13 protein-coding genes are annotated in these 14,374 nt (G+C 71.1%); 11 read left to right on the top strand and 2 right to left on the bottom strand.

Annotation, left to right across the window (positions count from 1 at the left end; genetic code table 11):
* The first annotated feature begins 171 nt into the window (after positions 1-171).
* Entirely contained in the window at positions 172-1,647 is a 1,476-nt protein-coding gene (locus tag ACLJQE_RS32970; RefSeq protein WP_410643437.1) for an RICIN domain-containing protein, read from the top strand.
* 101 nt (positions 1,648-1,748) lie between these two features.
* Complete coding sequence (locus ACLJQE_RS32965; RefSeq protein ID WP_410643436.1) at positions 1,749-2,618, top strand: expansin EXLX1 family cellulose-binding protein; 870 nt, start codon at positions 1,749-1,751, stop codon at positions 2,616-2,618.
* A 162-nt stretch (positions 2,619-2,780) separates the two neighbouring features.
* On the opposite strand, the gene ACLJQE_RS32960 is transcribed toward ACLJQE_RS32965, so the two are convergent.
* Together ACLJQE_RS32960 and ACLJQE_RS32955 are read right to left on the bottom strand one after the other, a co-directional pair.
* Complete coding sequence (locus ACLJQE_RS32960) at positions 2,781-3,269, bottom strand: hypothetical protein (RefSeq protein WP_410643435.1); 489 nt, start codon at positions 3,267-3,269, stop codon at positions 2,781-2,783.
* A gap of 344 nt (positions 3,270-3,613) precedes the next feature.
* Positions 3,614-3,811 (bottom strand): hypothetical protein, encoded by a 198-nt coding sequence (locus ACLJQE_RS32955; RefSeq protein WP_410643434.1) that lies wholly within the window; start codon positions 3,809-3,811, stop codon positions 3,614-3,616.
* A gap of 201 nt (positions 3,812-4,012) precedes the next feature.
* On the opposite strand from ACLJQE_RS32955, the gene ACLJQE_RS32950 reads away from it, so the two are divergent.
* The 9 genes from ACLJQE_RS32950 (at position 4,013) to ACLJQE_RS32910 (ending at position 14,361) form a co-directional block, all read left to right on the top strand.
* Entirely contained in the window at positions 4,013-5,185 is a 1,173-nt protein-coding gene (locus ACLJQE_RS32950) for an ROK family protein (protein WP_410643576.1), read from the top strand.
* Positions 5,186-5,408: 223 nt separating this feature from the next.
* Positions 5,409-6,599 (top strand): ROK family protein, encoded by a 1,191-nt coding sequence (locus ACLJQE_RS32945; protein ID WP_410643433.1) that lies wholly within the window; start codon positions 5,409-5,411, stop codon positions 6,597-6,599.
* A 73-nt stretch (positions 6,600-6,672) separates the two neighbouring features.
* Positions 6,673-8,169, top strand: coding sequence for a sugar ABC transporter ATP-binding protein (locus ACLJQE_RS32940; protein ID WP_410643432.1), 1,497 nt, complete (start codon positions 6,673-6,675; stop codon positions 8,167-8,169).
* Entirely contained in the window at positions 8,166-9,167 is a 1,002-nt protein-coding gene (locus ACLJQE_RS32935; RefSeq protein WP_410643431.1) for an ABC transporter permease, read from the top strand. The genes ACLJQE_RS32940 and ACLJQE_RS32935 overlap by 4 nt, the downstream gene beginning before the upstream one ends.
* Before the next feature lie 22 nt (positions 9,168-9,189).
* The gene (locus ACLJQE_RS32930) at positions 9,190-10,245 is read left to right on the top strand and encodes a substrate-binding domain-containing protein (RefSeq protein WP_410643430.1); all 1,056 of its coding nucleotides are present in this window, start codon (positions 9,190-9,192) and stop codon (positions 10,243-10,245) included.
* A 29-nt stretch (positions 10,246-10,274) separates the two neighbouring features.
* Complete coding sequence (locus ACLJQE_RS32925; protein WP_410643429.1) at positions 10,275-11,423, top strand: Gfo/Idh/MocA family protein; 1,149 nt, start codon at positions 10,275-10,277, stop codon at positions 11,421-11,423.
* Positions 11,424-11,496: 73 nt separating this feature from the next.
* Positions 11,497-12,501, top strand: coding sequence for a sugar phosphate isomerase/epimerase family protein (locus ACLJQE_RS32920; RefSeq protein WP_410643428.1), 1,005 nt, complete (start codon positions 11,497-11,499; stop codon positions 12,499-12,501).
* A 9-nt stretch (positions 12,502-12,510) separates the two neighbouring features.
* Complete coding sequence (locus ACLJQE_RS32915) at positions 12,511-13,353, top strand: sugar phosphate isomerase/epimerase family protein (RefSeq protein ID WP_410643427.1); 843 nt, start codon at positions 12,511-12,513, stop codon at positions 13,351-13,353.
* An 18-nt stretch (positions 13,354-13,371) separates the two neighbouring features.
* The gene (locus tag ACLJQE_RS32910) at positions 13,372-14,361 is read left to right on the top strand and encodes a multicopper oxidase domain-containing protein (RefSeq protein ID WP_410643426.1); all 990 of its coding nucleotides are present in this window, start codon (positions 13,372-13,374) and stop codon (positions 14,359-14,361) included.
* Positions 14,362-14,374: the final 13 nt, after the last annotated feature.

Genomic DNA, 14,374 nt, shown 5'->3' with positions numbered 1-14,374 from the left:
ATGACCTAGGTGGCGGTGTAATTTTCCGGTGTTACACGACGTTTCCGCAGGCCGAACCCTGACCTTGTTGACCTGCTCTCGGTCGGCTCCTACCATTCCGGAAACCCTATCGGCGAACCGGTTCGACGCCCGGCGAGCCGTGCGACCGCCGACGAAATCCGAGGAGCCCCGATGTCCGGCTCACCGCACCAGATCCCGAGGCGACCGGCGAGCGCGCCGCTCACCCTGCTCGTCGTTCTGCTCGCCGTCCTGGCCGGCGTTCTGGTGCCCGCGCAACGCGCGCACGCGGCGACGAGCACGTTCACCCTCGGCGTCACCCGCACCGACACCGCCGGCCGCGCGCTGCAGCTGCACGGCCTCGGCATCGTCAAGGTCGGTCCCACCTGGTACGGGTTCGGCGAGGACAAGACCGGCCAGACCACGGCGAACACCGCGTTCCAGAACATCCCGTGCTACACCTCGACCGACCTGGCGAACTGGACCCACCAGGGGATGGCGCTGACGAGACAGGGCAGTGGCGACCTCGGCCCGAACCGCATCGTCGAACGGCCCAAGGTCATCTACAACGCCACCACCCGGATGTACGTGATGTACCTGCACATCGACAACACGAGCTACTCCGACCAGCGGGTCGGAGTAGCGACCAGCCCCACGCCCTGCGGCCCGTACAGCTACCGGGGCAGCTTCCAGCCGCTGGGCAACCAGAGCCGTGACATCGGCCTGTTCCAGGACACCGACGGCACCGCGTACCTGCTGAGCGAGAACGCCAGTCGAAGCCTCCGCATCTACCGGCTGTCCGACGACTACACGTCGGTGGCGAGCGCGGTGGCCACGTTGCCGAACCTCGAGTCCCCGGCCGTGATCAAGGTCGCCGGGATCTACTACCTGCTGGCCTCGCACCTGACCGGGTGGGCCACCAACGACAACGTGTACGCAACCGCGACGTCGCTCGCCGGACCCTGGTCGCCGTTCCGCAATTTCGCGGCGCCGGGCACCAAGACCTACAACAGCCAGACCGCGAACATCATCACGGTCCAGGGCAGCTCGGCGACCACCCACATCTACGCGGGGGACCGCTGGACGTTCAACGCCATGGGCGATTCGCCGCTGATCTGGCTCCCGCTCACCATCCGCGGCACGACGGTCAACCTCGGCCAGTACCCGAGCTGGACCCTCGACACCGAAGCGGGGACGTGGTCGGCGAATTCGGGGCTGCCCAGCGACGGCACCCACGTGCTGAGGAACGCCGGGAGCTCGCAGGTGATGGACGCTTCGGGAGCGTCCACCGCGACCGGCGGCAAGATCATCCAATGGCCCGCGCACGGCGGCGCCAACCAGCAATGGCGGTTGACGAAGCTCGCCGACAACGTCTTCACGGTGGTCAACGTGAACAGCGGGCTCTGCCTCGACGTGCCGGACGGGTCCACGGCGAGCGGGATCCAGCTGCAGCAGTGGACCTGCACCGGCGGGGCGAACCAGCAATGGGCCGCGGACCTGGTGGGCAGCCTCACCGGCAGTCAGTACGTCCTGCAGAACATCAACAGCGGTCACGCGATCGGGGTGTCCGGGTCTTCGACCGCGAGCGGGGCGCCGGTCGCCCAGCTCGGCGGGACGGGGGCCGCGAACCAGGTGTGGACGGTCTCCTGAGCCGGCCGCGGTTGTGTTAGCGTTCACACCGCCCGGCGGATCGTCGTCGGCGCACCTTCGGGTGCTGTCTGATGTGGACTACCGGCGGTTCGGGAGGTGCGGTGCCCAGGCGCACGGTGCTCGTGGCGATCGTGGCGTTGCTCGTGGTGGCCGCGACGGTCGTCGTCCTGGTGGCGACGCGGACCGGCGGTCCGGTCCCGGCCGAAGCGGCGAACAAATCGGACGCTGCCCCCGCGATCGGGACGGCCGCCGTCACCACGCCGCCTGAGTCGACCCCGCCGCCGACCACGACGCCGACGACGCCGACGACCGCCACGTCCTCCAGCGTCACGTCTTCGACGTCGGCGGCGGCGCCGCTCGCCGGCCGGATCGAGCCGGGGGCGACCCACTCCGGCGTGGCGACCTTCTACGACACCGACGGCACCGGTGCGTGCGGGTACGACGCGACCACGGACCCGTTGAACGCCGCGATGAACGTCGCCGACTACGAGGGCTCCCAGGCGTGCGGGGCCTTCGTGCTGGTCCGGGCGGCCAACGGCGCGAGCGTGACGGTGCGGATCACCAACCTGTGCCCGGCGCCCTGCCGGGTCGGGCAGCTGGACCTGAACCCGAAGGCGTTCGACCGCCTCGGGGCGCGCAACCTCGGCGAGATCCCGGTCACCTGGAAGCTGGTGAGCCCGCCGTCGGCGAAGAAGATTTCCCTGCGCTACAAGGACGGCTCGTCCCAGTACTGGTGCGGGATCCAGGTGATCGACCACCGCAATCCGGTGGCCCGGCTGGAAGTCCGTGCGGGTGGCAGCTGGAAACGGCTGCAGCGCACCGACTACAACTACTTCCTGTCGGAGAACGGCGCCGGGTGCGGCGGCGCGGTCGCGGTCACCGACATCCACGGCGAGCGGCTGGTCATCGACCCGCTGCCGGTCAAGCCCGGCGTCAGCCAGCCGACGAACCGGCAGTTCGCCCAGCACTGACCACGGGAAGAACCGCGCCGGCACCGGTCACTCCGGTTCGCCGGTCGCCGACAGGAAGGCCGCGAGGTCGTCGGGGTCGGCCAGGCCGCGCACGAGCCGCCGTCGTTCGAGCACTCGGCGCTCACCCTGACGGACTTACCGGTGCCGGTGCGCCGAGGCGTCTCAGAGCCGGATCGCCAGCCAGATCGCCGCCGCCAGCGGCAGGACGGCCACGGCGAACGCGAACAGGAAGTGCCCCACGGCAACGGTGGTCACGGCGACGGCGCGACCGGCGGAGACGCGGTCCAGCGCGTCGTCGTCCGCCGGGAAGAACCGCCCGCCTCGCCGCATCGCCCCGACGGCGACCACCCAGAACGCGAGCACGCCGATCGCGAGGATCACCACCCGGGCCGTCCCCCGGCTGCCCCCGCCGAGCAGGCCGTCCAGCGCCAGGAACTCGGCCGACACGCCCAAGGCGATCGACACGAGCATCGCCAGGCTGAACACCACCCGCAGCGCCTTGGGCGGCGCCGGTTCGGACGGCGGTTCGGACGCCGGTTCCGCCGGCTCCGCCGGCTTCGGCCGATCGGACCGCTCCGCCAGCACCACGGCGAGCAGGAGCGCGGGAATGACCTGGGCGGTGGTGGCCCAGAACTCGGTCGTGATCGGCACCCGCGCAGAATGCCGCACCCACCCGCCACCCACCTCTGCGGGGCCGGGTGCGCGGTCGCCGGCACAGCGCCCCAAGGCCACATTGGGTGCGTTGGGCGCACCGAAGGCCACCTTGGGTGCGTTGAGCGCACCGAAGGCCACATTGGGTGCGTTCAACGCACCGAAGGCCACCTTGGGGCGCTTGTTGCCGGCGGGAGCGGGGCCGCCGCAGGCGGGCAGGGCCCGCCAGGCCGGTGACCACTCCGACCGTGGCGGGCACGGCCATCGGCGGGTGCCCGGGTGCCCGGGTGCTCCGCGGCGGACGGTGGTGGGGCGGCGCTTCCCGGGCGGCCCGCGGCGCAGGGTCAGGTGGCCGGGTTCGTGATGACCGGGTAGTTCCGTTCGACGACGCACAAGGCCGTCGTGGCGAACATGGCCAGCGAACTGCCCACACACCTCTCCGCCGGCACGCTTTCCGCCTGGGCCGAGGCGGTGCCCGTCGTGCCGATGAGGACTCCGGTCGTCAACGCCAACGCACCCAGCGCGGCCGTGATCCGTCGCATGGCGATCCTCCTGTCGTAGAGCCGGTTTCCGATGGCGGGAGGCTGCCCCGGAACCGGGGCGGGTGAACGGGTTCGCGGCCGATGGCACCGGTCCGGGTGACCCCCACCCCCACCTCATCCGCCACAGCCGGGTGCACGGTCGTCCGGCGGAGCACCAGTACGCTGAGGCGAATGAGCACGGTAACCACCCCGGAGCAGTCGATGGTCGAGACCCGGCACCAGACCCGGTTGCTCACCCTGCTCCGGGACGACGGCCCGATGTCGCGGGTCGAGCTGGGGGAGCGGCTCGAGCTGCCGCGCGCCCGGGTGGGCGCCGAGGTGGCCCGGCTCGCCGAGGTCGGGCTCGTCGAAGCGGCGGGGCCGTCGGCCAGCCGCGGCGGACGGCGGTCGACGCTGGTCCGGCTCGCCGGCGAACTGCGGGTGCTCGCGGTGGACGTCGGTGCGACGTCGGTCGGCGTCGCGGTCACCGACGCCTCGTGCGAGGTGCTCGCGCACACCGTCGAGGACTGCGATGTGCGGCAGGGGCCGCACCCGGTGCTGCGGCGGGTCGCCGAACTCGCGGCGAAGGTCCGCGACGAGGCACCCGGCCGGCTGGTCGCGGCCGGCGTCGGGCTGCCCGGGCCGGTCAGCTTCGCCCAGGGGATGGCGGTCGCGCCACCGATCATGCCCGGCTGGGACCGGTTCAACGTGCGCGACCACCTCGGCGGGCTCTGGGGTTGCCCGGTCGCGGTGGACAACGACGTCAACGCGATGGCCCTCGGTGAACGGCACGCCGGGGTCGCGCGTTCGACCGACGACCTGATGTTCGTCAAGATCGGCACCGGGATCGGCTGCGGGATCGTGCTCGGCGGCAAGGTCTACCGCGGGGTCGCGGGAACGGCGGGCGACATCGGGCACATCCGGCTCGACGAATTCGGCCCGACCTGCGCGTGCGGCGAGGTCGGCTGCCTGGAGGCCTACTTCGGCGGGGCCGCGCTGGCCCGCGACGGGCTGGCGCTGGCACGCAGTGGCCGTTCGGCGTACCTGGCCGAGGCCGCGGCCGAACGCGGGGCGGTCACCGCCCGCGACGTCGGCCGGGCCGCCGCGGCGGGCGACTCCGGTGCGGTCAACCTCATCCGCGACGGCGGACGGCGGCTCGGCCAGGTCATCGCCTCGCTGGTCTGCTTCATCAACCCGGGCATGGTGGTGATCGGCGGCGGGGTGGCCCAGCTCGGGCACCAGCTGCTCGCCGAAGTGCGCAGTGCGGTGTACCGGCGCTCGCTGCCGCTGGCCACCGGGAACCTGCCGATCGTGCTGTCCGAGCTGGGCGAGACGGCGGGTGTGATCGGGGCCGCGTGGTCGGCCACGGACCGGGCTTTCACGCTCAGCAGCTGACCCCAATTATTACGCAGCGTTGTTGAACGCGTCCACAGTGTAACGTCGAAACCGGACAGACTTTTGCATCGACTGATCGAAAGTCTGTCCGGTTTCGCACGTCTATCCGGGTGAAAACCCACCTTTACGTACGGGTATCACCTTGACGAGTGATGCGAGTCACCCTACTTTCGCTGCCTGAGCGACAAAGTGCGTTCAGCAGCCAGCGCAAGATGGGGGCACCGTGGCCGTCACCGAACCGAGGCGAGCCGGCTCGGCGAGCCCGCGTACGGCGAGCCTGGCCGCGGTCCTGCGGGCACTGCGCACCGGCCCGCTCTCGCGCACGCAGCTGGCGGCCCGCTGCGGGATCACGAAGTCCGCGGTGCCCGGCCTGCTCACCGAACTCGCCGAACGCGGCCTGGTCCGGCCCGCCGGGGTCCGCCCGGGGAACGGACGGCCGAGCCGGCTGGTCGAACTGCACGGCGAAGACGCGTACGCGCTGGCTCTGGGCATCGAAGCCGACCGGCTGTCGGCGCAGGTCACCGACCTGTCCGGCCGTGTACTGGCCGAGCGGTCCGAGGCCGCCGACGTCGCCGCGCTCGGGCTGCCCGCCGGGATGGACGAACTCGCCCGCCTGGCCCGTGCCGTTCTGCCCGGTCCACCCGTCGGGGTCGCGATCTCCGTCCCCGGGCTGGTCGACTCGGCCGCCGCCGTGCTGCGGTTCGCGCCGGCGCTGCGCTGGCGGGACGCGGAAATCGCCGGCCTCATGGCGGCCCGCCTGGGCGTCCCGGTCGAGGCCATCGCCGTCGACAACGACGCCAACCTCGGTGCACTCGCCGAATCGATCGCCGGTACCGGGACCGAGCTGTGCTACCTCGGCGGCGGCGGGACGGCCGTCGGCGGCGGGTTCGTCTCCGGCGGCACGATCCTGCGTGGCGCCCGCGGTTTCGCGGGCGAGGTCGGGCACATCGCCGTCGATCCCTCCGGCGAGCGGTGTTCCTGCGGCCGGACGGGCTGCCTGGAAACGAAGGCGAACCTGGCCGCCGTCCTGCGCGCGGCCGCGGCCCCCGGCGACCCGCTGCACGATCCCGCCCCCGGCGTCGAAGGCCGCGTCGCCCTGCTCAAGGACCGCGTCCGGCGCGGCGACCAGCGTGCGCTGACGGCGGTCCACGAACTCGGCGTCGCGCTCGGCATCGCGCTGTCCACCGTGGTCGACGTGCTCGACCCGGACGTCGTCGTGCTCGGCGGCTACTTCGCGGAACTGGGCGAGTGGCTCGTCGAACCGGTCCGCGTCGAGCTCGCCGCCCGGCCGCTCGGGCAGGCACGGGTCGTGGCGTCCGGGCTCGGCCTGCAGGCTCCGCTGCGGGGCGCCGCGCACCTGGCGGCCGAGCGGCTGTTCGCGAACCCGACGCTCGCCGAGGAGGCCACGGTATGAACGAGCTTGCGAGCGAATCATTCAACACTGCGCTTCCGGCTCAGGCGGCACCGAGCGCTAGCGAGGTGTGCGCATGAGCCTGCTTTCCGTCCGCGGGATCGTGAAGAACTTCCCGGGAGTGCGTGCGCTCGACGGCGTCGACCTCGACGTCGAACCCGGCGAGGTGCACTGCCTGCTCGGCCAGAACGGTGCCGGGAAGTCGACGCTGATCAAGGTCCTCTCCGGCGCGCACCGGCCGGACGAAGGAGAGCTCACCTGGGCCGGCGAGCGCGTCGACCTCGGGTCTCCGGTCGACGCCCTGCGCCTGGGCATCGCGACCATGTACCAGGAGCTCGACCTGGTGCCCGGGCTTTCGGTGGCGGACAACATCTTCCTCGGCCACGAACGCGCCCGCTTCGGGTTCACGCGGATCTCCCAGGCCCGTGCCGAGGCCGCCCGCCTGATGGCGCGGCTGGGGCACCCGGACATCCGGCCGTCGACCGAGGTCGGCAGGCTTTCCGCCGCCGCGCAGCAGCTGGTGTCGATGGCCCGCGCGCTCGCCCACGACGCCCGGTTGCTGGTGATGGACGAGCCCACCGCCGCGCTGGCCGGCGAGGAGGTCGACAACCTCTTCCGCATCGTCGGCGAGCTGACCGCCGACGGCGTCGCGGTCGTCTACATCTCGCACCGGCTCGAGGAACTGCGCCGCATCGGGCACCGGGTGACCGTGCTCAAGGACGGCCGGACCGTCGGCACCGGCCTGGACGCCCGCACCACGCCGACCGCCGACCTGGTCGCGCTGATGGCCGGGCGCAGGGTGGAGACGGTCTTCGGCCCGCGTCACGAGGGCCACGCCAAGCCCACCTCCGTGCTCGAAGTCGCCCACCTCTCCCGCGCCGGCGAGTTCGAGGACGTGAGCTTCACCGTCCACGCCGGCGAAGTCGTCGGCATCGCCGGCCTGGTCGGGTCCGGACGCAGCGAGCTGCTGGAGACGATCTTCGGTGCCCGCCGGGCCGACCGCGGAACCGTTACGGTGCAAGGAAAGCCGCTCGGCCCGGGCGTGCAGGCGGCGGTCAGGGCGGGCATCGGCCTCGCGCCGGAGGAACGCAAGAGCCAGGGGCTGCTGCTCGACCTGCCGGTGGTGCACAACGTGACGCTGGCCAGCCTCGGCCGGTACGCGAAGCTCGGCTTCACCGACCGCGCCAGGGAACTCGACGACGCCGGCGCGAGCCTGCGGCGCCTCGACCTGCGGCCCGCCGATCCGCGGCGGATCGTCCGCACGCTGTCCGGCGGCAACCAGCAGAAGGCCGTGCTCGCGCGGTGGCTGGTCCGCGGGTGCCGGGTGCTGCTGCTCGACGAGCCGACGCGCGGCGTCGACGTCGGGGCCCGCGCCGAGCTGTACCGGCTGATCGACGAGCTGGCCGCGACCGGCGTGGCGATCGTGCTGGTGTCCAGCGAGATCCCCGAGGTGCTCGGGCTGTCCGACCGGGTGCTGGTGCTGCGCGAGGGCCGCGTCCTCGCCGACCGGCGCTCCGCCGGGCTGACCGAGGCCGAGGTGCTCGACGTGATTCTCGAGGGGAGCGCGGCATGACCGAGACCCAGGTACCACCCCAGGAAGCGCTGCCCGCCGAACGGAAGCGGCGGTTCGCCTTCTCCGCCGACCCGCGGCTGCTCGGCCTGGTGGGCGTGCTCGTCGTGCTGTGCCTGGTCGGCCAGGTCACCCGGCCCGAGCTGTTCTTCACCGAAAGCAACATCTCGACGATCCTGCGGCTGGCCGCGGCGATCGGCGTGGTCAGCGTCGGGATGACGTTCGTGATCATCAGCGGCGGCATCGACCTGTCGGTCGGCTCGATGGTGGGCCTGGCCGGCGTCTGGCTGACGACGCTGGCGACGCAGTCCTACGGCCCGTGGGTGATGGTCCTCTGCGGACTGGCGGTCGGCCTCGGCTGCGGGCTGGTCAACGGCGTGCTCGTCGCCTACGGCAAGGTCGTGCCGTTCATCGCCACCCTGGCGATGTACGTCTCGGCACGCGGGCTCGCCGAGCGGATCAGCGGCCGCCGCACGCAGGTCGTCGCCGACCAGGACTTCCTGGCCTTCTTCCGGGGCGGCTTCCTCGGCATCCCGACGCTGATCTGGCTGTTCGCGCTGGTTTTCGCAGTCGGCTGGGTCGTGCTCAACCGCACCACCTTCGGCCGCCGGACGTACGCGGTCGGCGGCAACGCCGAAGCGTCGCGGCTGGCCGGCATCAACGTCAAGCGGCACCTTGCGCTGGTCTACGGCGTGGCCGGGCTCTGCTGCGGGATCGCGGCGCTCATGGTCGTCGCGCGCACCACGGCGGGTGCGTCGACCAACGGCATGTTCTACGAGCTCGACGCGATCGCGGCGGTGGTCATCGGCGGCACGCTGCTGACCGGCGGCCGCGGCTCGCTCATCGGCACCCTCGTCGGCGTGCTGATCTTCACGGTGCTGTCGAACATCTTCACGCTGAACAACCTGGACACCGACGTCCAGAACATCGCCAAGGGCGTGATCATCGTGCTCGCCGTGCTCTTGCAGTTCCGGGCCAGGAAAGCCAGGACCGGTAGTTAGTTCACCACCGATGGAGGCCGCCATGACCGAACAACCCTTCCTCGGCCGCCGGGGATTCCTGCTGGGCGGCGCCGCGGTCGGCGCCGGCGCGCTGCTGGCCGGGTGCACGGGGAACACGCCGGCGAACCAGGAGTCGAACGCGCCGGTCGCCAACGCGGGCAACAACGCCCAGCCGGGCAAGCCGATCACCATCGGCTTCTCCGCACCGGCCGCCGACCACGGCTGGATCGCGGCGATCACCAAGAACGCCAAGGCCCAGGCGCAGAAGTTCAGCGAGGTGAAGTTCACCGCCACGGAGGGCACCAACGACGTCAACCAGCAGATCTCCCAGGTGGAGACGCTGATCAACGCCAAGGTCGACGTGCTGGTGATCCTGCCCTTCGACGGCAAGGCGCTGACCGCGGTCGGCCAGCAGGCGATGGACGCCGGCATCCCGGTGATCAACCTGGACCGCGTGTTCGACACGCCGCTGGCGTACAGAACGTGGATCGGCGGCGACAACTACCGGATGGGCGTCAACGCCGGCAACTACATCGCCGCGGAACTCAAGAAGAAGAACGTCGCGAACCCGGTCATCGGCGAGGTCGCCGGGATCGACTCGCTGCCGCTGACCCAGGAGCGCAGCAAGGGCTTCAAGGACGCGCTCGGGCGGGCCGGGTTCCAGGTCGGCCCCCGCGTCTCGGCGCAGTTCACGTCGGAGTCGGGGGAGCAGCAGACCGCGAACCTGCTCCAAGGGGCGCCCAAGCTGGACGCACTGTGGAACCACGACGACGACCAGGGCATCGGCGTCAACGCGGCGATCGACACCGCGGGCCGCAAGGAGTTCATCATGGTCGGCGGCGCCGGTTCCAAGAACATGATGAACCTGATCAAGGCCGACTCCGCGCCGATCAAGGCGACCGTGCTCTACAGCCCGTCGATGGCCTCCACGGCGGTCGCGCTCGCCCGGCTGCTCGGGCAGGCCAAGGGGATCGGCGACCTGGCCGAGCACGACGTCCCGGCCGAGATCACCACGTACTCGGCCGTGGTGACCAAGGAGAACGTCGACCACTACCTCGACGTCGGCTTCGACTCCTGACCGGTTTTCCAGCAAGAAGAAGGAGGGGTATGAGCCCGGGACGGGAAACGATCGGGATCGGCATGGTGGGCCACGCGTTCATGGGTGCGGTGCATTCGCACGCCTGGCGCAGCGTCCACCGGTTCTTCGACCCGCCGCTGGTGCCGCGGCTGGCCGTGCTCGGCGGCCGCGACGAGACCCGGGCCAAGGCGGCTGCGGAAAAGTTCGGCTGGGAGGACGTCGAGACCGACTGGCGGAAGCTGGTCGCCCGGGACGACGTCGGCCTGGTCGACGTCTGCACGCCGGGCGACAGCCACGCGGAGATCGCGATCGCCGCGCTGGAGGCCGGGAAGCACGTGCTGTGCGAGAAGCCCTTGGCCAACTCGGTGGCGGAGGCCGAGGCGATGGCCGAGGCGGCGCGGCGGGCCCGTGAACGCGGGGTACGGGCCATGGTCGCGTTCAACTACCGCCGGGTGCCCGCGCTCGCCCACGCCAGGAAACTGGTGGCGGGCGGGGCGCTCGGCGAGATCCGGCACGTGCGGTCGGTGTACCTGCAGGACTGGCTGGCCGACCCGGAAGCGCCGATGACCTGGCGGCTCCGGAAGGAATCCGCCGGTTCGGGCGCGCTCGGCGACCTCGGTGCGCACATCGTCGACGCCGCCCAGTTCGTCACCGGGGACGTGATCACCGGCGTCTCGGCGCTGACGAACACCTTCGTCAAGCAGCGGCCGTCGGAAAGCGGCGGGACGGACGAGGTGACGGTCGACGACACCGCGTTGTTCCTGGCGCGGCTGTCGGGGGGCGCGGTGGCGACCTTCGAGGCGACCCGGTTCGCGCTGGGTCGCAAGAACGCGATGCGGCTGGAGGTCAACGGGTCGAAGGCGAGCCTGGCGTTCGACTTCGAGTCGATGAACGAACTCCAGTGGTACGAGGGCACCGGCACCGAGGCCGGGTTCCGCCGGATCCTCGTCACCGAGCCGCAGCACCCGTACGTCGGCGCGTGGTGGCCGCCGGGGCACCTCCTCGGCTACGAGCACACGTTCACCCACGAGGTCGCCGACCTCCTGGAAGCCATCGGCGCGGGCACCGACCCCGAGCCGGGCTTCGACGACGGCTTGCGCGTCCAGCGGGTGCTGGACGCCGTCGAAAAGAGCGCGTCCGCGGAAGCGCAATGGACATCGGTGGAGGAACAGCAATGAGAGAGCCTGCGAACGAATCATTCAACACTGCGCGTTCGGCTCACGCCGCACCGAGCGTCAGCGAGGTGCGCGCATGAGCCGTCCGGTTACCTTGTTCACCGGCCAGTGGGCGGATCTGCCGTTCACCGAGGTCTGCAAGCTCGCCGCGGAGTGGGGCTACGACGGGCTCGAGATCGCCTGCTCGGGCGACCACTTCGAGGTCGACCGCGCACTGTCCGAAGAGGACTACGTGCCGGGGCGGCTGCGGCTGCTCGCCGAGCACGGCCTCAAGGTGTGGGCGATCTCGAACCACCTCGTCGGGCAGGCCGTCTGCGACGACCCCATCGACCACCGGCACCAGGCGATCCTGCCGTCCCGGATCTGGGGCGACGGCGAACCCGAGGGCGTCCGGCAGCGGGCGGCGGCCGAGATGGCCGACACCGCACGGGCGGCGGCGAAGCTCGGCGTGGACACGGTGATCGGGTTCACCGGGTCGAAGATCTGGAAGTACGTCGCGATGTTTCCGCCGGTGCCGCGTGATGACATCGATGACGGCTACGCGGACTTCGCGCGCCGGTGGAACCCGATCCTGGACGTCTTCGACGAGGTCGGCGTCCGGTTCGCGCACGAGGTCCACCCCTCGGAAATCGCCTACGACTACTGGACGACCAAGCGCGCCCTCGAAGCCGTCGGCCACCGGCCGGCGTTCGGGCTGAACTGGGACCCGTCGCACTTCGTCTGGCAGGACCTGGACCCGGTCGGGTTCATCCTCGACTTCGCCGACCGGATCTACCACGTCGACTGCAAGGACACCCGCAAGCGCTTCGACGGCCGCAACGGACGGCTCGGCTCGCACCTGGCCTGGGCCGATCCGCGGCGTGGCTGGGACTTCGTGTCCGTCGGCCACGGCGACGTCCCGTGGGAGGACTGCTTCCGGGCGCTCAACTCGATCGGCTACTCCGGCCCGATTTCGGTGGAGTGGGAGGACGCCGGGATGGACCGGCTCCGCGGCGCGGCGGAGGCGGTGAAGTACCTGCGCGAGCACCTGTTCGACCAGCCGTCGGCGGCTTTCGACGCGGCTTTCAGCACCAAGAGATGAGGGAGTTCCATGTGCGGCCATGCAACTGAGCAGTACTCCCGACGGACCATCTTGGGCGTGGCCACGGCCGCGCTCGCGACGGTCGCCCTCCCCGGCGTCGCGGACGCCGCCACGGCCCGGCGCCGGATCCCGCTCGACCGGATCAGCATCCAGCTCTACTCCCTGCGGTCGCTGCTGCAGAACGACCCGGAAGGCACGCTGTCGGCACTGGCCGACATCGGCTACCGGAAGGTCGAACTGGCCGGGACGTACGGCCGCAGCGCGACCGAGTTCCGCGCCATCCTCGACCGCTGCCACCTCAAGGCGTCCTCGACGCACGTCGGCATCGACGGCGACCTGAACCGGACCATCGCCGACGCGAAGATCCTCGGGAACAGCCTGGCCAACGTGCCGTACGCGCAGTTCGCCACCATCGCGGAGTGGGAGGCCTTCGCGGGCCGGCTCACCACCGCCGCGGCCGCCTTCCGCAAGGCCGGGATCGCCCTCGGCTACCACAACCACGCCCACGAGTTCGCCCCGATCGGGGGCGTGCGGCCCTACGACGTCCTCACCGCGAAGACGGACAAGCGGACCGTGCACCTGGAGGTCGACCTGTTCTGGGCGGTGACCGGCGGCGCCGATCCCGTCGGGTTGTTCCGGCAGCACTTCCCGCGCGTGACGCAGTACCACGTCAAGGACATGACGGCGGACGGGCAGATGACCGACCCCGGCACCGGGGTGATCGACTTCCGGCGCATCTTCGCCGCGTCCTGCCACACCGTCCGCGAATTCATCGTCGAGCACGACCAGCCCGCCGACCCGCTGAACACCGCGAAGGCCGGCTTCGAATACCTCCGCACCGTGCGTTTCTGAGAGCCCGGGGGAATCGACATGCGAGTGTCACGTCGATCGATGCTGGCCGGGACCGCGGCGGGCGTGCTCGCGCCCGCCGCCGGGCTCGCCGGGACGGCGTCGGCCGCGGGCCTGACCCGTCAGATCACCATCTACGCCGAAGCCCTGCCCGGCGGCCTCTACGGCTACGGCCTGGAGCCGGGCAAGGCCACGATCCCGGGGCCGCTGCTGGAGGTCTACGAGGGTGACACCCTCGAGATCGAACTGGTCAACCGGACCGACAAACGCCTTTCGATCCACCCGCACGGCGTCACCTACGACACCGCGTCGGACGGCGCGCCGCTCAACGCGTCCTTCAACAAGCCGGGCGAAACACGCACCTACACCTGGCGCACGCGGACCCGGTACGACGCCGGCGGCGGGTTCTGGATGCCCGGCAGCGCCGGGTACTGGCACTACCACGACCACGCCATGGGCACCGACCACGGCACCGCCGGCCTCGCCCGCGGGCTCTACGGCGGGCTGATCGTCCGCAAGCGCGGCGACCTGCTGCCGAGCAGGCAGTACACCGTCGTCTTCAACGAGATGATGATCAACCACGCGATGGCACCCGACACACCGATCTTCGAAGCCCGTCTCGGCGAGCGCGTCGAGTGGATCTGCATCGGGTACGGCAGCCTGCCGCACACGTTCCACCTGCACGGGCACCGCTGGGCCGACACCCGCACCGGGATGCTCGGCAGCGCCGCTGACAACGCTGTCATCCTCGACAACAAGAACCTCGACCCCGGCAGCTCGTTCGGCTTCCAGGTGATCGCCGGCGAAGGCGCCGGGCCCGGGGCGTGGATGTACCACTGCCACGTCCAGACCCACTCCGACGACGGGATGGTGGGCCTCTTCCTGGTTCGCAACGCCGACGGCGGGCTGCCCGACGGCGCGCAGGACGCGATCGACCGGTTCAAGGAGCACGGCCACACCGGGCACGACGTGAACCCGGATTCCCGTACGCATGCAGGAGGGGAGCTATGAACAGACGCTGGTT

It is taken from the genome of Amycolatopsis sp. lyj-346, from assembly GCF_046548975.1.
Taxonomy (GTDB): Bacteria; Actinomycetota; Actinomycetes; order Mycobacteriales; family Pseudonocardiaceae; genus Amycolatopsis.
This window is presented reverse-complemented; position numbering and strand designations above follow the sequence as displayed.